Source organism: Shewanella sp. MF05913 (assembly GCF_059758095.1).
The window spans coordinates 44,749-65,448 of sequence record NZ_JCAYNT010000015.1 but is presented as its reverse complement, the minus strand read 5'-3'; the positions used below and the strand labels follow the sequence as shown (position 1 = coordinate 65,448).

Here is a 20,700-nt window from a genome sequence, read left to right as displayed (position 1 = left end):
TGCCAATTAAACGCGACCCGTGTAGCTTAGAGGAATAATCTAAACGGACGTTTGATTTAAAAACAATAACAACTCAAAATTTACTGGGGGTAAGCATGGCTTATGATGCTGATTCAACACTCGATTTACAGCAATACACATCTATCGTCGATCTCATTGAGAAATCTTGTCACAAGTTTGCTGATAACACGGCATATGCCTGTTTAGGAAAAGACACCACATTCAGTGAAATAGAACGTGATTCACGCCATTTTGCAGCTTACTTACAACATTGCACCAATTTACAACCAGGCGATAGGGTTGCACTTCAACTGCCTAATATTACTCAATTTGTTATAGCAGCATATGGCATAATTCGCGCAGGTATGGTGTTAGTCAATACCAACCCTATGTATACCGAACGGGAACTAACCCACCAGTTTAATGACTCTGGAGCCAAAGCCTTAGTCGTGTTATCCGATTTATTACCCACATTAACCAATGTGGTCAATAACACTCCGGTTGAGTTGGTCATATCAACTCACGCGATGGACTTGATTGAGGCACAGCCGCAACCAGAAGCGCCGTTTGCTACAATGACGTTTTTAGACGTGCTAGCAGAAGGGGCAAAACAGCAATATCAAGTAGTAACGCCCAATCATAATGACTTAATTGCCTTGCAATATACTGGTGGCACAACGGGTTTATCAAAGGGTGCGATGCTCAATCATGGCAACCTTTTAGCCAACTCTGCTCAAGTAAAATCACGTGTCGCAAGCACCATGAATCAAGGTCATGATGTATTTGTTGCGCCGCTACCGATTTATCATATTTATGCGTTTATGGTGAATTTAGTGTTGTATTTTGAATCGGGTAGTTGCTCGGTGTTGATCCCTAACCCACGCGATATCGCAGGGTTAATCAATACAATGAAAACCTACCCTTTTACCGGGTTTGCGGGGTTAAACACTTTGTTTGTGGGCTTATGCCATCAACCAGAATTTAAAGCCTTAGATTTCAGTAAAATGACCATCACTATTTCAGGCGGTACCGCCTTAACCAGTGCCGCGGCAAATTTATGGCAACAAACCACTGGTTGCATGATTTCTGAAGGATATGGTCTGTCAGAAACATCACCGGTTGTCAGTTTGAACTCACCAGGCTATCAACGCCTTGGCACAATTGGTAAACCGGTATTGGGCACCGAGGTTAAAGTGCTGGATATGGATGACAATGAAGTCGCCACTGGCCAAGCCGGTGAGTTAGCTGTTCGTGGACCGCAAGTGATGCAAGGATATTGGAACAAACCTGAAGAAACAGCCAAAGTCATGACCCAAGATGGTTTCTTTAAAACGGGTGATATTGGCATTGCTAGCGAAGATGGTTACCACACCATTGTCGATCGTAAAAAAGACATGATTATCGTTTCAGGCTTTAATGTTTACCCAAATGAAGTTGAAGACGTACTTTCAACCAATGAACTCGTGCTTGAGTGTGCGGTTGTGGGTGTCGATGATGAACGTACTGGCGAAGCCGTAAAAGCCGTTATTGTATTAAAACAACCTTCTGCCGACCTAGAAGCGACGAAACAAGTTATTAATGACTATTGTCGCAGCCAATTAACGGCCTACAAGGTACCGCGGATTATTGAATTTACAGAGCAACTGCCAAAAAGTACCGTAGGTAAAATTTTACGCCGGGAACTGCGTAAATAAGCTCACAATATCTTTAATTGTTTGCACAATAAAAAAAGATGCCTCGGCATCTTTTTTTATTAAAAACCATACTCACTAAGCGGGTTCGCTGTCCATCAGCAATTGCAGACTGGCAAATTCCCGATATAACGCATTGCTAGTCATCAATTCATTATGGGTGCCGCTCGCAACTAACTGACCTTTATCCATCACAAAAATCCGATCAACATTAATCACCGTCGCTAATCGGTGAGCAATAATCACAGTGGTGCGTTTTGCCATTAATGAATCAAGGGCTTGCTTCACTTTAACTTCACTCACCGCATCTAAGGCACTGGTCGCCTCATCAAGTAACAACAATGGTCTGTCAGCTAAAATGGCTCTGGCAATGGCAATTCGTTGCTTTTGGCCACCCGACAATCTCACGCCGCGCTCACCAAGATACGTTGCGTAGCCATCAGTAAATTCGCGGATAAACTCATCCGCTTTAGCAGCAACACACGCCTGCATGACCTCATTGTCAGATGCAGATAAACGACCGTAACGCACATTTTCAAGCACGTTCATTGCAAAAATGACCGACTCTTGCGGGACTAATGCATACTGCTGACGTAAATCAGTTAAAGACAAGGTTGCAATATCAACATCATCTAATAAGATTTGCCCGGCTTTGGGTTGGTAAAAACGCATCATTAACTCAAACAGAGTACTTTTACCTGCACCACTGGGTCCAACAAGCGCGACACGCTCTCCAGGCTGAATGGTTAACGACAATTGCCGGATGACATTTTGGCCGCTGTCAGAGGGGTATGCGAACACTACATTATTGAAATGCAGTAACCCTTTTACTGGCAAACTCAATTGATTGGGTACAGCTTGCTGCGGAATATCAACGGGGGTATAAACCAGTTCCATTAAGCGTTCTGCCGCACCAGATGCACGTTGAATTTCACTAAATACTTCGCTAATTGTCGCGACTGCGCCGGCCACCATGACGGCATAAAACATAAATGCTGATAGCTCTCCGGCACTAATGTTACCGCTCATCACATCTTTTGCGCCGACCCAGGTCACAAATGCAATGGCACCAATACTTAAAAACATCACAGTAGAAATCAATAAAGCACGATACTTAATACGCCCTTTTGCCACATCCATTACCGCCTCTACGCGATCGGAAAATAGTTGGCGATCTTTTGCTTCATGGGTATAAGCTTGAACGGTATGGATTTCATGTAAGGTTTCATCAATATATGCGCCTAAATCACCGACACGATCTTGGCTTTTACGCGACAACACTCTAACTTTACGGCCAAAATAACTCACAGGTCCCAGCACTAAAGGTACCGCTAACAACACCAGCAAAGTCAGCTTTACACTGGTAAAACCCATCATAACAATACCGCCTAAGACTGTTACGCCGGATCTCAATGCCATTGATAAGCTCGACCCAACCACACTTTGAATTAACGTACTGTCAGCAGTAAATCGAGAAATGACTTCACCGGTGCGTTGAGTAGCAAAAAAGCCTGGCGATAACGACAACAAATGCTGATAAACCTGCAAGCGGATGTCTGCGCTTACCCGCTCGCCCAGCCATGTCATTAAATAAAATCGACAAAAAACCGCCGTACCACTAATTGCGGTAATCCCAACAATAATCAACATGATCTCATTTAATCTGGCGGCATTGTCGGCAATAAACCCTTCATCAACCATCATTTTTACGCCCTGCCCAAGTGATAACCACGCAAGCGAACCGATGAACAAAAAGATGATGGCAGCAAAGACCTTTAATTTATAAGGAGATAAAAAATGCAAAATCCAGGGTAAGACGCGGTATGGTGTAGTCACAATTGAGGCCGAGTCTGAAGTAGCAGTAACATCAGATGGCGGTGTCGGTGAGTTCGTCACAGTAATAACCAGCAAATAAAACTAAGATAAAACGATAGTAACAACAAAATGTGAGATTGTAGATGCCTTATACACCCAATAAACTAGGCAAACCAAAATCTATAGGTACAAAAAACAAATAATAATAAATAGGCTATGCAAAACATGTTAAACAAACCTAAAGGGTTCACCTTAATCGAACTCGTTGTTGTGATTGTCATTTTGGCAATACTTGCCATCGTTGCGAGCAGTAAATTCATCAGTTTACGTAAAGAAGCCATTGTCTCCACCATGGTGGGAATGGAAGCAGCAATGCAATCTGCCGCGACATTAACCTACTCTAAAGCCGCTATCGCGGGAGTTGAAAGGCTTGCATCAACCACGCTCAATATTGATGGTGTAGACGTGGTGTTAGCTTATGGTTACCCCAACGGCACTGCTGTGGGTATAGATTTATTGATGAATATCCCTACAGACGACTGGAAAAAACGCGCAAGTGTTTACTCTGGCGCTTGGATTTATTGGCATGGGGATATTGCAGAAGATGCTGGCGTTGCCCAATGTTATTTACGCTATAGGCAAGCGACATCAACCACTGCACGGCCAATCATTAATGTTGAAACAAGCGGTTGCTAACCGCAACTATCGTTAAGCGTCAGGATAACGAGCTTCAATGTTTTTTAATGAACGCAAAAATAACCCTAAGCCACCAATACTCAATACTAAAATGACAATTAAATCGAATGCGCTCATGTACGAAAACCGAAAGTTAATCGCGCTGATCACGCCAAATATAAGAGCGACTAACGACCCAAAGGTAAGCAGCCAACCCAGAGGGTTTTTACCGTTATAAAACATTAACCCGACCCCAAACATAAATGGGATCATGACCATGCCACTCGTTAATCCAAAACCACCCAATTGATACAAATGACTGCCAAAGCCAAATGAACTGGTCACTTTGATGGCATTGAGTAACATGTAAAAACCGCCACACATCATGGCTAAGCCAATAAAAAATTGACCTATACCGCCGCTTGTTCCACCAGCACCTTTCATCATTATCCCTTGAAATACTTTACGATAATGACAATTTACTCAACCGCTTAGCGAATAGCAATCTTTGTCGACATCGCAATTTCTCGCGCTACTAGGCGATATCTGAGATAATGACCAAGTGTTTATTGAGCCGCATTGATCGCAATAAACGCCTCCTTGGCAATTCATCACAATTTTTTATTTAGGTAATACACCCATGACCACCCAATTTGCTTGCGCAGGCATTGAACTTGAGCTCTATCGTTACCCCACTCAACAAGCCTCAAACTTACAAGCATGGGACGCCGCTGATGAACATTTGATTAAACACTTAATCGATAGTCAGCAGCCTGTAGTGCCAACAGCCATACTGAATGACAGTTTTGGCACATTAACCTGTGCGTTAACCACCGTTAACAATCAGTGGCCAATCACCCTCGAAACCGATGCAAAAACCAGTTTGCTCGGTTGCCAGTATAATTTACAGCACAATCATTTAACGCCTGAGTCTTTGCAAATCATTAATAGCCGTGAGGCTCTGCCGCGCAATACTCAACTGGTATTAATGAAGTTACCTAAAAACCTCCATTATTTTGGCCAACAGCTTGCCCGATTATCAACCATCCTCCCTGCGGGAACAGCGGTATTAATTTCAGCTAAAGCCAAGTCGATAAATGCAGCCTTACTCAGCCTTATTGACAAAAATTTAGGTCAATCAAGTGCCAGCTTAGCCTGGAAAAACACCCGAGTGATTAGCTGTATCAGTGATGGTAATGCCCGTACTATCGCAGCACCAGTTAATTGGAAGGTGAACGAGTTAGGACTGACTATCAGCAACTTAGCAAATGTGTTTGCAGCAAATAAATTAGATATAGGCGCGAGAATAATGCTCGATAACATGCCTAAGGGAGACTTTACACATGTTGTTGATTTAGGGTGTGGTAATGGCATTTTGGGGCTTCATGCAAAACAATGTTACCCACAAGCGCAAATTCACTTTGTTGACGACTCTGATATGGCCATCGCATCGGCAAAGCATAATTGGCAGCACAATGCATTAGAGTCTTCTGATAACGCGCCACACGGACATTTTTATTGGGATGATTGCTTAACTAATTTACCCGATGAGATCAGCCCAGATCTGGTACTGTGTAATCCCCCTTTTCATCAGGGTGAAGCCATTACCGATCATATTGCATGGCAAATGTTTGTTGATGCGTACAAGCGCTTAAAAACAGGCGGTATTTTACATGTTGTCGGCAACCGGCACTTAGCCTACCACGTTAAAATAAAACGTATTTTTAATAACTGCACAACAATTGCCGCCAACGGGAAATTCGTCATATTACAAGCTAAAAAATAATCCGACAAGATAACCGATACCTAAGCACGAGCGCTTGGGTATCGGATGATTTACCGCCAACAATTCATTTTCATTATTGCATTACTGCATTACTGCATTACGTCCATTTACACTCCCCAATTGTAATTGTGACCACCCACAAAATTGGACTTACCAATAAACTAAATTGGTTGACACAAGTCATAACCAAAGACTAAAATCGTATTACCAACTTAACTTAAACCAAATTTTATAGTCGAATTTTGTAGTCGATAGTGGCCCAAATTCAGGTTTACGTTTAGGTTTACCCCATCAACATATGACAACACTCGACATGGATGTCGCTTATTTTAAGGTTGAGCTCCTCTGTCTCATACCACTAGTCGGCCCCTTAGTTATCTTTGGGGTCTTTTTTTATGATGGAACATAAAAAAACGCGCTAACAAAAATGCTAGCGCGTTTGATCATCAATGTAATGTTGGAAAGCCATTTAGCCTTTGATTTTAACTAAATTCTCAATCGAGTATAAATCCCGGTTCGCACTATTTTTACGGCGCACTTCTTCCAAAGCTTGTTGTTCTAACTTATCAAATAACACATTGATTAATCTATTAAAATGCTTATGCATTGCGAGTCGCGCTTCAGCAGCATCATGGGCAGATAACGCTTCATAAATCGCCGTATGCTCGGCCAAGGTTTTATTATTGTCGGTACTGCAGACAATATTATAATCTTCAATGATTTCGTTACTTGATGAACGCAATGACCACATATTTTCAAACAAATTAATTAGCGCACCATTGCGAGTGGAGTAAGCGATAATTTGATGAAACAGTTCATCTGCTTCTTCGACATTTTGCATGTCTTTCATCATCACTAAGGTACCGTGGAGCTTTTCAAGCTCTTCTGCTGTGATGGTCTTAGCGGCTAATGCGGCGATTTCACCTTCTACAAGCGCACGAGCTTGAGTCAACTCAAAAGCGTTTACACTGTTTACACTAACACTTTGCTTTTGATTATTGACAACATAAACACCAGAGCCGGTTTTCACTTCCACTTTTTCACGTACTTCTAACGCAATAATCGCTTCACGAATGGTCGGCCTGCTGACTTCAAACTTCTCTGCAAGCTCTCGCTCTGGGGGTAAACGACTGCCTACCGGATACTCGCCACAGGCGATGGAGGCTTCAATCGTATCGACTATTCGCCAAAATAAACGACGGTTTTTCATATACCTTCCTTCGAAAAGTAAAACCAATTTAGTGGTTTAATACTGACATATTATCGGTTAAAACCGTGACAGCAAACAACTAATAACATGACATGCCACTCACATAATAAAAATAATAGCACATTGTCCGGGCTTTAAAAGCATTGGTAATAACAATTAGCAATAAAAACACGTCAATTGGTAAAGCAAATTGGTTGACACGATGTTAATTGTTGGTTAGTTTCTATTCAGGCGCAAAGTTATGTTCAACATGCCTTAATAGCGGCATGTTCCGCTGACAGAACGAATGCACAAATCTGGGGAGATTAACGTGAAATTTAACAAAATAAATAGTATTGCAAACAGACTCAAAGCGAACAAACAACCTAATGCAATCATGTTGTGTACCTCATTTCATCACCTTTAAGCCTTAAATCATTCCTTAAACCCCCTTTGATGCAGACACGCTAACACAATGACAAATTGTGACACTCAAACGCTAAACGTGTTTTTCATAGTGAAGGTTATCAGCTCTACCTATTTACATAGATTCATTGGTAGAAAATTAATTAGGCTCGACTAGAGAGACAACATGAACCCATTCAACTCCCACACACCATTTACGTATGGGTTACTCAGACAACTATTGGTGTTATCACTGCTTATACCCTTGACGGCTCAGGTGAATGCACAAGAACACTTGGTGACATCGCAAGCGCAATATCAGCAAGTATTAAAGCTGCTGCAACCAGGCGATAGCATCATTTTACAAAATGGCACCTGGCAAGACTTTGAAATCGTATTTACAGCTAAAGGCACTGCTAAACACCCTGTGACATTAACGGCCCAAACCAAAGGCAGCGTTATCTTGTCTGGCCAATCTAACCTTCAACTGGCTGGCGAATATCTGCAGGTTTCGGGCCTAGTATTTAAAGATGGCTTCACACCAACTAATGAAGTCATTGCCTTTAAGAAGAGCGATACCGAGCTTGCCAATCATTCGCGTATCACCGAAGTCGTTATCGACAATTACAACAACCCAGACCGCCAAATGTCAGATAATTGGATTGGCATGTACGGCCAGCACAATCGCCTCGATCATAGTCATTTTGTTGGTAAACGTAATGCTGGAGTCACATTAGCAGTTCGCCTTGAAGGTGAGCAAAATCAACAAAATCATCATCGAATCGATCACAACTATTTTGGCCCTCGACCTATTTTGGGCTCTAATGGCGGTGAAACCATTAGAATTGGCACTAGCCATCACTCACTGACCAACTCATTTACCGTGGTCGAAAATAACTACTTTGATCGCTGTGACGGTGAAGTTGAAATCATTTCGGTTAAGTCAGGAAAAAACCGCATACAAAACAATTTGTTTTACCAGTCTCGGGGCACATTAACCCTAAGGCATGGCAACGGTAATATTATCGACAGTAATATTTTCTTCGGTAACGGTATTGACCACACTGGTGGGATCCGCATTATTAATCGCGATCAAACCGTCACCAACAACTATCTTGAAGGGCTCAAGGGTACGCGGTTTGGTAGCGGATTTACCATTATGAATGGCGTGCCAAACTCGCCGATTAATCGTTATCACCAGGTGGTGAATGCCAATATTAACCACAACAGCTTTATTAACTTAGACCACATAGAACTGGCAGCAGGCAGTGACAGCGAACGCTCGGCTCCACCTAAAGACAGCACGCTCACTCAAAACCTTTTTATCAACCCACAATCCCCATTGAGTTTGCATGACGACATAAGCGGTTTGCGCTTTAGCGACAACATCACTAACTTTGCCAGCAAAGACTTAAATCCAATCATAAAAAAGGGCATAAGCACCCAAAATATTACCTTGACTCGTGCGGCCAACGGTTTGTTATATCCTAGTGATACCAGGTTTGCACAGTATGGCGTCAGTAGTACATTAGTCCCCACAACTAAACAGCAAACGGGTCCTACTTGGTATCCTAAATCTGAACCCACTGTTGAGTTTCAATCAGGCAAGGTTATTAAGGTCAGCAATGCCGATGGAGAGTTAGGCAATGCCGTGGCAGCAGCATTATCGGGTGACACATTATTACTCAGCGATGGCCAATACAACATCGATACCCTGCTTGCTATCAATAAAACCTTAACGTTTAAAGCCGCAAACACGCATCAAGCCATTGTTAGTTTTGAACGCCCAAGTCTATTTGAAATTCAAAACAACGGTAACTTACAACTCGAAGGGCTTGTCATTAACGGCCAACTCAGCCCAGATGCGCCAGGCAACAGTGTTATCAGAACGCTAAAATGGGGCATGTTGACCAACTACCGTTTTGACATGAGTAATAGCATTGTCGAGCAACTCAATAACAGTAATGCCTTTCATTTTTTCGACTCAGGCAGTCGTGCTTTTGCCGATACGATTAATGTGAATAACAGCCAGTTCCGTCTCATTAGTGGTGATGTTTTTCGCCTGAATAAAGAAACCGACGACATCGGTATCTATAACGCCGAATACCTTAACCTAACGCACAATCAGTTTGACGATATTGGCGGTATTGTTGCCACGGTTTATCGCGGCGGCACCGATGAAAGCACCTTTGGCCCGCATGTATTAGTTAGCCACAATCAGTTCACCCATGTGGGTAAAGGCCAGCAAAATCAAACTGAGTCAATATTGAATCTGCATGGCGTTCAGGTAAGCCAAATAGCACACAACACATTTACCGACAGTGCCTCCATTAGCGTTTTCCATACAGTAGGAGAACCGCAAACGACCATCGCTAATAATCAGCTCATTAATACCCCAGCCCCACAGGTGACAGAGTTTGTCACTCAAGGAAAACACACTGCCAATATCAACAATAACGAAGTGCAAACACGATGAATCACATCAAGCAAGACAATGGCAAAAGTCAGTTAATCCAGAGCATGCATAAGTACAGTATTGCCCTATTCGCCAGCCTGACATTCATAACATTTACCTCGTTTAGCGCAGCCATGCCGGTATTTGCGGCTAACCATCCAAACCTTGTGATTAATCAGCAAGACGTAGCCGCCATGCAGCTGGCCATCACTCAGCCTGGCGCGTTTCAAGATGCATTTTATGCCAAGCGAACTGAAGTGGATCTTGGGCTCACTCAACCTATTGAGGTCCCTGTACCTGTTGATGCTGGCGGTGGATATACCCACGAAAAACACAAAAGTAATTATCAGCAAATGTACGACACAGGCATCATTTACCAACTCACCGGAGAGACAAAATACGCGACATACGTAAAAGACATGCTGTTGCAATATGCCAAACTTTATCCTGAGCTTCCATTGCACCCAAAACGCAAAAGCAGCAACGAAGGTAAATTATTTTGGCAAGGGCTAAACGAAGCCGTTTGGTTAATGCACACAGTCCAAGCCTATGATTTTATTTATGACTCGTTAACACCATCTGAACGTGAACGTATTGAAACAGGCGCAATTACGCCTGCAGTATTGTTTTTGTCTGAGCAGTCGCCACGCACGTTTAACAAAGTGCATAACCACGGAACATGGGCCACTGCTGCGGTGGGCATGAGCGGCTATGTTTTGGGCAAACCATTATGGGTTGAGCGAGCATTGTATGATTTAACCTTATCGAAAAAAGGCGGCTTTATGCGCCAACTCGACGAGTTATTTTCACCAGACGGTTATTACAACGAAGGTCCTTATTATCAACGTTATGCCTTAATGCCGTTTGTCACTTTTGCTAAAGCCATTGAGCAAAATGAGCCGCAACGAAAGATTTTTCAATACCGAGATGGCATCTTACTCAAAGCCATCAATACTTCGGTCGCGCTCAGTTACAACACACTGTTGTTTCCACTTAACGACGCCATAAAAAGCAAAGCTATCGATACTATAGAGCTAGTGAATGGTGTCGCGATTGCTTATGGGATAAACAGCGATCCTCAACTATTAGATATCGCTAAACAACAACACAATATCCTACTTACCGGTGACGGCCTCAAAGTGGCACAAGCACTAGACAAAGGGCTTATGCAACCCTTCCCATTTACTTCTGCTTTATATCGAGATGGTAAACAAGGTGACAAAGGTGCGTTAGTCGTTATGCGCCAGGGTCACGCCACCGATCAAGCCATAGTATTTAAAGCCACTGAGCAAGGTTTAGGTCATGGCCATTTTGATAAGCTCACCTGGCAATTTTATGATGCGGGTAATGAAATAATCTCGGACTATGGCGCGGCACGCTTTTTAAATATTGAAGCTAAATTTGGCGGTGGATATTTACCCGAAAACGATTCCTGGGCTAAGCAAACCATTGCGCACAACACCCTCGTGGTTGATGAAACAAGCCACTTTAATGGCAAAGTTAAAACGGCAAATCAGTTTCATCCCACGTTACACTTTTTTGACCCACAACCCGGGCTCACGATTGCTTCGGCATCCATTGACAGCGCCTATGAAGACGTTAAGTTCAAGCGCACTCAAGCGTTAATTCAAATTGAAAAACGCGATGCTGTATTCGGAATTGATATCCTGCAAGTGAATGCAAACAAGCCTCATCAGTACGACCTACCTGTGCACTATGAAGGGCAGTTAATCGACACCAGCTTTAGCCGTGAAGCATCACTGACACAACTGTCAACATTAGGCACAAAACACGGCTATCAGCACTTATGGTTGTTAGCAAAGGCTAACTTAGCACAAGACAATACTGACAATACACTGGCAAGAGTGACATGGCTAAACGACAACGGCCGTTTTTACAGCTACAGCACGTTAGTCAACACTCACTCCAACAGTGCCACTCAACAACAGATGTTGTTTACTCAATTAGGGGCTAATGACCCAAACATGAACTTACGCCAACAGCAGGCGTTTATTCACCGAGTCACTGCCACTAACCACACCTATGTCAGCGTGATTGAACCGCACGGTGAATACAATCCAGCTAAAGAATACACCCTTGATGCCACCAGCAAGGTCGCCAAGCTCATTCATTACCAGCAAGCAGAGCTCGAAGCGGTGCAAATTAGCTTTACCGATGGCCAGCAATACTTACTTGCCATCAATCAAACTGAGCAGGCAATTACCTCTAAAACGCACAGTGTCATAAACATCAATGGTGTGGCATACCCTTTTACAGGACGAGCCCAATTAATCGAAATGAACGAACTTAATTAGCAAATCAATAATTAGTAAATCAATAACAAAAATTTAGGAGCATCGACTATGAAACAGAATCAACATTTTGGCTTTGGCGATAAAACAGAAATACAGGATATTGGCGGTGGATTAAAGCGTCAAATGCTGGGTTATAACCATGAGTTGATGGCAGTTAAAATTTGGTTTGATAAAGGCGCAGAAGGCTATGTACATGCCCACCGTCATTCGCAAGTCTCGTATGTTGTAGAAGGCGAGTTTCATGTCAATGTCGACGGCGTGATTCAAATACTCCATGCCGGTGACAGCTTTTTTGTTCCGCCTCATGTAGATCACGGCGCGGTGTGTCCAACTGGCGGTATTTTAATCGATACCTTTAGCCCGCCACGTGAAGACTTTGTTGAGGACTTAGCATGAAAAACAGTCCATTCAAGCTAAAGCATTTACGTTGGCTAGTGGTGAGTTTAGTCGCCCTAGCCACCGTGATTAACTATATCGACCGCTCCGCGCTTGCGATTATGTGGCCTGGCATTGCCGAAGACTTAGGTTTAGATAAAAGCGATTATGCCAACATTATTACGGTGTTTATGATCTCTTATGCTATCGGTCAGTCTTTGTTTGGTAAGATTTTTGATGCTATTGGCACACGTTTAGGCTTTTTACTGTCCATCGTCGTGTGGTCGGTCTCCATTGCGTTACATGCTATTGCAGCCACTGCCATGTCATTTGCCATATTCAGAGCCATTTTAGGTCTGGGTGAAGCCGGTAACTGGCCGGGTGCAACTAAAGCCAACGCAGAATGGTTTCCAATTAAAGAGCGCGCCTTAGCTCAAGGTATTTTTAACTCAGGCGCCTCTTTGGGCTCTATTATTGCACCGCCACTCATTGCCTTTTTATATGCCTTTTTAGGCTGGCAAGCGACGTTTATTGTGATTGGTTCTTTAGGGCTTATCTGGATCATCCCATGGATGATTATCTACAAGTCAGCGCCTGATGCTCACCCATGGATCACCGAAACTGAACGCCAATATATTCTTACCGGGCAACAATGCTCAAGTGAAGAGAAACAAGCGAAAGAATACGTGCCTACAATGAGCCAGTTATTAAGCCATCGTGAAGCATGGGGGGTTATTTCAGCTCGCTTTTTTATTGACCCTATTTGGTGGCTTTTTGTTGCCTGGTTGCCACTGTACTTAAATGAAAAATTTGGATTTGACGTTAAAGAAATTGGTGCATTTGCGTGGTTGCCTTATGTCGGTGCAGCTATTGGCGCATTGTTTGGTGGCTGGTTAAGCGGCCATTTATTAAGTCGTGGCTGGACCGTGAATAAAGCGCGTCGCAGCGCGATTGTACTAGGTTGTGTTGTGATGCTTCCGGCCCTGTTATTAACCTCACAAGCGGCCACACCTTGGTTGGCGATGGGATTAATTGCGGTTATTTTGTTTGGTTTTCAAACCGCGATTGGTAATGTGCAAACCTTACCTAGCGATTATTTTTCAGGTAAAACCGTGGGGACATTAGCTGGCATTAGCGGTACGTCGGCGGTGTTAAGTGTCATCATCACCATTCAATTGGTGCCAATGATGACTCAAGGAGGCGACTATACAGCCTTCTTCATCTTAGGCGCGGCACTGGTACCATTGGCGTTAATATCGTTATGGTTAGGCGGAAAAATACAACCCGTTAAACCCAAATCATAATATCTTCATGATCAGTAAAAAGGCTTGCTAACCCGGTGTTAGCAAGCCTTTTTTATATAAACAAATACCATCCATCGATTAGCATACTGACAGGCAAACCAGTAATATGATTAGCTATTGTGAATAAGGCGAATAAGAACACACAAAAATGGACTACTTAGCAATCAATAAGCACGCATGGGATCAGCGTACCAATATTCATCTAGACTCATCATTTTACGACCTACAGGCGTTTATCGATGGCAAGTCATCATTAAATCCCATTGAACTTGAACAAGTTGGCAATGTACAAGGCAAAAGCCTGTTACACCTACAATGTCATTTTGGTCAAGACAGCTTATCGTGGGCACGATTGGGCGCTAAAGTGACTGGGGTAGACTTATCAAGCGAGTCGATTGCAACAGCAAAAAAACTGGCAGCCCAGTTGCACTTACCAGTAACATTCATCAACAATGACATCTATCAATTCGGTGACAATAACACCACGCAGTATGACATCGTCTTTACCTCATATGGCGTACTTGCTTGGTTACCCGATTTAACTCGTTGGGCACAAACCATTGCTGGCGCATTAACCCCTGGCGGCGAGTTTCATTTAGTTGAATTTCATCCGTTTAATGACGTGCTGTCAGGTTATGGATACTTTGCACAGTCACAACCGGATGTCGAAGATGAAGTAACCTACACTGAAAATCATAACGACAAAATCGAAACGGTTGCCACATGGCCACATCCTTTAAGTGAAGTGATTAGCGCACTCATTTCGGCGGGGTTACGTATTGAAGGGGTTAATGAGTATCCTTTTAGCCCTTACGACTGCATCGAAGGCCTGGAATTTATCGACAAAAAAGGGTATCAACTCATACACAATGATCACCCTATCCCGCTGATTTACTCAATTAAGGCTAGCAAAGCAAAATAGGGTGACACGGTACTGCTTTACATACCCAAGTGCGTAAATTATTGATGTGTTTTAGGCGGTAAAAATAATATTCTTAGACGTTGTTTTAACGATAATTGAGGCTTAGTCACATCACGCCACATGTCGCGCCACTCACTAAACGTAACCACGAGTGGGTTAAAACTGTTGACGGGTTTAGTAATGCCGTATCGCACGGTTTCAATTTCAGGCTCAAAGGTGCCAAACATTTTATCCCAAATAATCAACACACCCGCATAGTTTTTATCAATGTATTGCGGGTTGCGCCCATGGTGAACACGGTGGTGAGACGGTGTGTTAAAAATCCACTCTAACGGGCCTAAGGATTTAATCGCCTGGGTGTGAACAAAAAACTGTAAGCCCAAATTGAGCAATACCGCAAATACCACCCAGTTAGGGTCGAATCCAATCACCACCAAAGGCAACCAAAATAGCCACATTCCAGCTAATGGATACATAAGGCTTTGTCTAAAAGCGGTACTAAAATTCATATTTTCAGAGCTATGATGTACCACATGGGCAGCCCACATCCAGCGAATGCGGTGGCTTGCGCGATGAAACCAGTAATAGCAAAAGTCTTGAGCTATCAGTAATAAGCCAAATGTTAATAGCGTCATGTCGATATCGAACAAACGCCAACCAAAGAAGTGCAAATAGATTTTGGCTATCAATAAGCCTGCAATGATATCGGCGACTTGATGCATCCCTGCCAACACAAAATTGCACAACACTTCTGCCGGGCGATATTGGGCATTTTCAGGTAAACGTTTAGCGCGCACACCAAACCACCATTCCAACAAAATACAGCCGAAAAAAATTGGTGCCAGTACCAGTAATAACCACTCAGGGTGAGCAATCAATAAATCCATATCCATATTCACTGTCCATTTATTATTATTTTTATTGTTTGAACAACCGCGTTATATCGGCCGCTTTATGTTATTTGGTCTATCACCATTTAGCAAAATGGTCTTCTGTTAACCCTAGCTGATTATGCAGAGGGTATTGATTACCGTTGTTATCGGTTATCACGCCACTAAAATAGCCGATATATTGCCTAAAGTTATTCTTCAACCAGATTAAATTGAGTTTCTCACTGCGCTGGTTAAGCGGCCTAAAATACAAATCGACTTGACCATCATTGGTGGTGATATGCCACAGATCTTGTTGCGAATGTCGATTAAAATCAAATTGCGCGGCGCCTAATAAGTGACGCTCGCCATTTATCCACATCACATTCTCTGTTTGACCGGTTTCATTCACCCCTGCAGCAAGGTTAAGCCCGATAATTCCCGCCTCAGTTTGCGCATTAATTGATGCCCAGCGCCAACTGGTTTCGCGGCGCATAAATCCAGCAGAAAAGTCATAACCTGCTAGCGCATATTGCAACGGTTGTGGCTCATGATGAATCGTTAATTGCCCGGTTACCGTTAAACCATTATGCTTTTGCGTATAGGTCCAGCCGTTATAACCGGTTGGCGTACATATGCTTATCGGCAAACTTAGCGGAGCAGGTTGTATGCGTAAATTGGCCTGAATATCCGCCAAATTTATTGCAACGTGCCATTGGCCTTCGACAATATCAATCGCAACACCTTTTCGCTTACTGCCTATTGCTGCTCGTCCCTGTTTAGGTGACTCACTTAGTTGGCAGCCGATCCCTAACGGTGTTAACCACTGCGTTTGGCTGAGCTTATTGGCTTTAATGTCGTAAAGGTAACAAAAACCATTGGCAACATAGCGAATATCCGCAACGGCCAAGGCAATAATATAATGAGGGGTAATAATGCTAACAAATTGAAATTGCTTAAAATCAAAGTGTTTCGATAACGCTGAAGCAGGCTTATCCATCTCATTGAAATAGGCAAACTGTTTTACATTGAGTGAATCGACAATACCATCAAAAACACCAAAGACTGGTTGTCCATCAGTGGCAATCAATTTGGGTGGCGCTAATTGTGATTGAACATGCTGCATTGGTTTTCCTGCTACGGCGACGAATTAGTCAACGAAATAGAATTTAACCAAACTAAACTGAATTGATGATAGCTTCAAGTCACCATTTAAACTGATAGGCGAACAATCGCTTCCATAGAGCATCCGAACCGTCTACGCCGCACATAATTGTTTAAGCAATATGCTATTGCACTGGAATGGTAAACAATTTCTGGTATCCTTTAGCTACCTTTTGTTAAAAATTATTGCCATATGAAGTCACTCATTCCCGTTTTACTGTCATCATTATTACTCACAGCTTGTGCCAGTTATGAGCCAACTCAAATCGGTCTTAATCCAACGCTTGGTGCGGTTAGCTTGCAAACCGAATCTGACACTCAGGTGTTAATCGAAACCATAGACACTCGTGAAGCGAGCTTTGTGTTACGCATTAGTGAAGGCGATAACACGCCGCAATTGATTGGCACCACAGAGCCTATGCGCCAACAACTTGATAAGCTGTTCCGTAACGGTATGATCAAAGCCGGCTACGTCGTCGACCCTGCTGCACGTAACTCAGTACAATTCCAATTAAATTACTTATTGGCTGATGTTACCGACACCACATTCAGCTTTGAATCCAAAACCCGCTTAGTGATCAACGTACTGGCAAAAAATGCTCAGCAACAATTCACTAAATCATACAATGCTAATGGCTATCTTAAAGGCCCATTAAGCCCCGACTTTGCCACACTAGAGCTCGATATTAATCAATTAATCGACAAGCTCACTACCGAAATCCTTAACGATGATGAACTGCATCAGTTTATTCAACGTTAACCCCCTCGGTATTTTCTCTATTTAGCGATCTGCGGCATCAACACGATGCCGCCCAAAGGACTCTCACTATGTTTAAATGGCTCGCCACCAGCCTGTTGCTGGTAACCAGTTTATCTGCCTCTGCCGCGGTTGATATTCAAAAAGACACTATTTACCCACAAGTGGAGTTCGACACATCCATGGGCAAAATTGTGGTTGAATTAGACCGTACCCGTGCGCCATTAACCATCGATAACTTTTTAACCTATGTGGTAAAAGGCGAGTACGACAACACAATTTTTCACCGTGTCATTGCAGAGTTTGTCGTACAAGGTGGCGGATTAACCACTAAACTTGAAGAACGCCCATCAATGGCGCCTATTGTTAATGAGTCTGGTAATGGTCTGTCTAATGCCATGGGCACCATTGCCATGGCGCGAGATAACGATCCACACTCGGCCACAAGACAGTTTTATTTTAATGTCGGTGACAACAAAAAATTAGATCCATCAAAACGTCGCTGGGGATACACGGTGTTTGGCGAAGTGACCCAGGGGATGAATGTGCTTGAAGCCATCTCATTGGTTGAAACCGAGCACAACAGCACATTAAATTGGCCAGATGTACCGGTTAAAACCGTATTGCTGAAAAAAGCGACATTATTGCCACGCTAAAACAATCATTACGCGCTTAATCATCATTAACAGTTAGGCGCGTTATCGGCATTTTGATTACTTTCTGAACACCCACCATCTTTCCGCTTATTGTTTTTACTCAACTTTTTATTCCCGTATTTTTCAACCTCTTAATTTAAATAGTAATTATCTAATTATTTAACATAAATTAATTTTGTCATATTTTCTATCATGGTCAAATTTTGGGTCTATACTCTAATTTTAATCAACGTCGTCGCTGTTTCATCATGCATCCATTACCAAGGACATTTTTCATGACAGCTAATGATTTTATCGAAACCAAAGCGCCACAATTAGCTTATTACGGCAAAGCCTTTTTAGACAATCAACTCGATTACAAAGAGATTCAATTGTATATGTGGGATGTACTAGAAGAATGGCAATGCATTCCAAATAAGCAATCCGCCGACCTACCCAGTGATACAGAAAAAGTTTTTTGGCACTTACTGTATTGTTTTGACCATTGGTCAGGATGGGCAATTAAAGGAAATCAATATCTTCGCCAACAAGTACACGACTGCTGTGACTACATTAATATCGGCGGCAATATGCCGCAAAGCTGTATTGGTATCAGACCTTAATCATTTTTAACTCAAACTCGTTCAATAAACTGCGTGAATGGCTTGAACCTAAACCCCTTGCAACATAAGCTAGAGCCATTCTCCTTTATCCAGTTGTCTTATGTCGGTTTTCTTCTCTCAAGCCCGTGAAGCCTTGTCGGTTTACTACCACAAACGTGTGTTCATTTTATTATTGCTGGGGTTCTCTGCTGGCTTACCGCTTATGCTGGTCTTTTCAACGCTTAGCTTTTGGCTGCGTGAAGCGGGTGTTGACCGGGCCGCCATTGGGTATTTCAGCTGGATAGCCCTAACCTACGCTTTTAAATGGGCATGGTCTCCCCTTGTCGACCGTATGTCACTGCCATTATTTACACGTTTTTTGGGGCGGCGACGTGGCTGGATGCTCTTTGCGCAATTGTGCTTAGTCGGTGCCATTTTAGGCATGTCGGTAAGCGACCCTGTCGTTAACCTTGAACGTTTAGCCTTGTGTGCTTTATTACTCGCATTTGCTTCTGCCACTCAAGATATTGTTATCGACGCGTTTAGAATTGAATCGGCACCCGAAAAAATGCAAGCCGCACTGGCTGCGGCTTACCAAGTGGGTTATCGCAGTGCAATGATTATTGCCACCGCTGGCGCATTAACTATCGCTGCGTGGGTTTCCCCTGGTGATGACTCTTATAATTTAGAAGCCTGGCAAACGGCATACTTTGCTATGGCCATGTTGATGGGCGTGGGTATTTTAACCACCCTATTTAGTCAAGAACCGCAAGTCGATACCAAGCATGCTGACGAAAAAGAACGTCAACTACGGGCAGACTTTGCCGCAAAATACCCAAAGAAAATCGCTGGGGCCATGGCTTGGCTTTATAGCGCCAGCGTTTTGCCGTTTATTGACTTCTTTAAACGTTATGGCAAGAGTGCAGTTTTAATCTTACTGCTGATTTCTTGTTATCGTATTTCTGACATCGTCATGGGTATTATGGCCAACGTGTTCTACGTTGATATGGGCTTTAACAAAGAAGAAATCGCCTTTATCAGTAAGGTCTACGGCTTAATCATGACCTTAGTGGGTGCAGCCTTTGGTGGTGTGTTATTGATGCGCTATGGCACCATGAAGATTCTATTTTTAGGCGCATTATTAGTGGCTATCACCAATTTATTATTCGCGTGGCAGGCTTATATTGGCTACAACATCCCCTTTTTAACCTTTGCTATTTCGGTCGATAACTTCAGTGCCGGTATTGCTACCGCTGCATTTATTGCTTATTTGTCGAGTTTAACCAGCAGTGGCTACAGCGCGACACAATACGCGTTATTGTCGTCGATTATGTTGCTGTTCCCAAAGTTTATCGCCGGATTTTCAGGCTTGTATGTCGATGCATTTGGTTATATAAACTTCTTTGTCGCTGCAAGTTTGATAGGCTTTCCAGTATTGCTGTTAGTGATATTGGTCAATCGATCGCAAAACCAAGTCTCTGCCGCCGCAGTGGCATCGCCTGACGGGACAATTGATGTGCCAGCGGATAAAGGTTAACAGAGCATCTGGAGCATCGGGATAAACTAGGGCTATAACCAATTCATTTGGATACAACGGGTGACTCTGAATATTAGAACAGCCACAAGTCGATAGCAAAGCGTCCACAACTTTACAGGTTCCCCAAGGGCATGCCTTAAAAACACAAAAGCCGATAAGGTTTCCCGTATCGGCTTTTTATTTCGGCGTTTAACGCTAAGGCAT

Annotated in this window: 17 protein-coding genes; 12 read left to right on the top strand and 5 right to left on the bottom strand. The window is 43.1% G+C overall.

What is annotated here, in order from left to right:
* The first annotated feature begins 95 nt into the window (after positions 1–95).
* Positions 96–1,694, top strand: coding sequence for an AMP-binding protein (locus AC19MV_RS16295; RefSeq protein WP_498308831.1), 1,599 nt, complete (start codon positions 96–98; stop codon positions 1,692–1,694).
* A gap of 75 nt (positions 1,695–1,769) precedes the next feature.
* On the opposite strand, the gene AC19MV_RS16290 is transcribed toward AC19MV_RS16295, so the two are convergent.
* The gene (locus AC19MV_RS16290) at positions 1,770–3,530 is read right to left on the bottom strand and encodes an ABC transporter transmembrane domain-containing protein (protein ID WP_498308899.1); all 1,761 of its coding nucleotides are present in this window, start codon (positions 3,528–3,530) and stop codon (positions 1,770–1,772) included.
* Positions 3,531–3,731: 201 nt separating this feature from the next.
* Between AC19MV_RS16290 and AC19MV_RS16285 the strand changes: the two genes are divergently transcribed.
* A complete protein-coding gene (locus AC19MV_RS16285) occupies positions 3,732–4,202 on the top strand; it encodes a type II secretion system protein (protein WP_498308829.1) in 471 nt (156 codons plus the stop codon).
* A 12-nt stretch (positions 4,203–4,214) separates the two neighbouring features.
* Here the strand turns inward: AC19MV_RS16285 and AC19MV_RS16280 are convergent, their stop codons facing one another.
* A complete protein-coding gene (locus AC19MV_RS16280) occupies positions 4,215–4,625 on the bottom strand; it encodes a hypothetical protein (RefSeq protein ID WP_498308897.1) in 411 nt (136 codons plus the stop codon).
* Between the two features lie 196 nt (positions 4,626–4,821).
* On the opposite strand from AC19MV_RS16280, the gene AC19MV_RS16275 reads away from it, so the two are divergent.
* Positions 4,822–5,967, top strand: coding sequence for a methyltransferase (locus tag AC19MV_RS16275; RefSeq protein ID WP_498308827.1), 1,146 nt, complete (start codon positions 4,822–4,824; stop codon positions 5,965–5,967).
* Between the two features lie 469 nt (positions 5,968–6,436).
* On the opposite strand, the gene AC19MV_RS16270 is transcribed toward AC19MV_RS16275, so the two are convergent.
* Entirely contained in the window at positions 6,437–7,177 is a 741-nt protein-coding gene (locus AC19MV_RS16270) for a FadR/GntR family transcriptional regulator (protein WP_432399441.1), read from the bottom strand.
* 571 nt (positions 7,178–7,748) lie between these two features.
* Here AC19MV_RS16270 and AC19MV_RS16265 point away from each other — a divergent pair.
* From AC19MV_RS16265 to AC19MV_RS16245, 5 genes are all read left to right on the top strand, one after another.
* The gene (locus AC19MV_RS16265) at positions 7,749–10,037 is read left to right on the top strand and encodes a polysaccharide lyase 6 family protein (RefSeq protein ID WP_498308826.1); all 2,289 of its coding nucleotides are present in this window, start codon (positions 7,749–7,751) and stop codon (positions 10,035–10,037) included.
* Positions 10,038–10,081: 44 nt separating this feature from the next.
* Positions 10,082–12,331, top strand: a complete 2,250-nt coding sequence (locus tag AC19MV_RS16260) for a heparinase II/III domain-containing protein (protein WP_498308895.1) — start codon at positions 10,082–10,084, stop codon at positions 12,329–12,331.
* A 48-nt stretch (positions 12,332–12,379) separates the two neighbouring features.
* Positions 12,380–12,727, top strand: coding sequence for a cupin domain-containing protein (locus AC19MV_RS16255; protein WP_160054082.1), 348 nt, complete (start codon positions 12,380–12,382; stop codon positions 12,725–12,727).
* On the top strand, positions 12,724–14,010 hold the full coding sequence (locus AC19MV_RS16250; protein WP_432399443.1) for an MFS transporter: 1,287 nt from the start codon (positions 12,724–12,726) through the stop codon (positions 14,008–14,010). The genes AC19MV_RS16255 and AC19MV_RS16250 overlap by 4 nt, the downstream gene beginning before the upstream one ends.
* A 148-nt stretch (positions 14,011–14,158) precedes the next feature.
* On the top strand, positions 14,159–14,932 hold the full coding sequence (locus AC19MV_RS16245; RefSeq protein ID WP_498308825.1) for a class I SAM-dependent methyltransferase: 774 nt from the start codon (positions 14,159–14,161) through the stop codon (positions 14,930–14,932).
* A gap of 38 nt (positions 14,933–14,970) precedes the next feature.
* Here AC19MV_RS16245 and AC19MV_RS16240 read toward each other — a convergent pair whose 3' ends face one another.
* Positions 14,971–15,825, bottom strand: a complete 855-nt coding sequence (locus AC19MV_RS16240; protein WP_498296913.1) for a sterol desaturase family protein — start codon at positions 15,823–15,825, stop codon at positions 14,971–14,973.
* A 76-nt stretch (positions 15,826–15,901) separates the two neighbouring features.
* Positions 15,902–16,927 carry a DUF2804 domain-containing protein gene (locus AC19MV_RS16235; protein ID WP_498308823.1) on the bottom strand — a complete coding sequence of 342 codons (1,026 nt, stop codon included), beginning with the start codon at positions 16,925–16,927 and terminating at the stop codon, positions 15,902–15,904.
* Between the two features lie 231 nt (positions 16,928–17,158).
* Between AC19MV_RS16235 and AC19MV_RS16230 the strand changes: the two genes are divergently transcribed.
* From AC19MV_RS16230 to AC19MV_RS16215, 4 genes are all read left to right on the top strand, one after another.
* The gene (locus tag AC19MV_RS16230; RefSeq protein ID WP_498308822.1) at positions 17,159–17,725 is read left to right on the top strand and encodes a YajG family lipoprotein; all 567 of its coding nucleotides are present in this window, start codon (positions 17,159–17,161) and stop codon (positions 17,723–17,725) included.
* A 68-nt stretch (positions 17,726–17,793) separates the two neighbouring features.
* Entirely contained in the window at positions 17,794–18,378 is a 585-nt protein-coding gene (locus AC19MV_RS16225) for a peptidylprolyl isomerase (RefSeq protein ID WP_498308820.1), read from the top strand.
* Between the two features lie 275 nt (positions 18,379–18,653).
* Positions 18,654–18,980 (top strand): hypothetical protein, encoded by a 327-nt coding sequence (locus tag AC19MV_RS16220; RefSeq protein ID WP_432399448.1) that lies wholly within the window; start codon positions 18,654–18,656, stop codon positions 18,978–18,980.
* A gap of 100 nt (positions 18,981–19,080) precedes the next feature.
* Positions 19,081–20,496, top strand: coding sequence for an AmpG family muropeptide MFS transporter (locus AC19MV_RS16215; protein WP_498308818.1), 1,416 nt, complete (start codon positions 19,081–19,083; stop codon positions 20,494–20,496).
* The last annotated feature ends 204 nt before the right edge of the window (positions 20,497–20,700 follow it).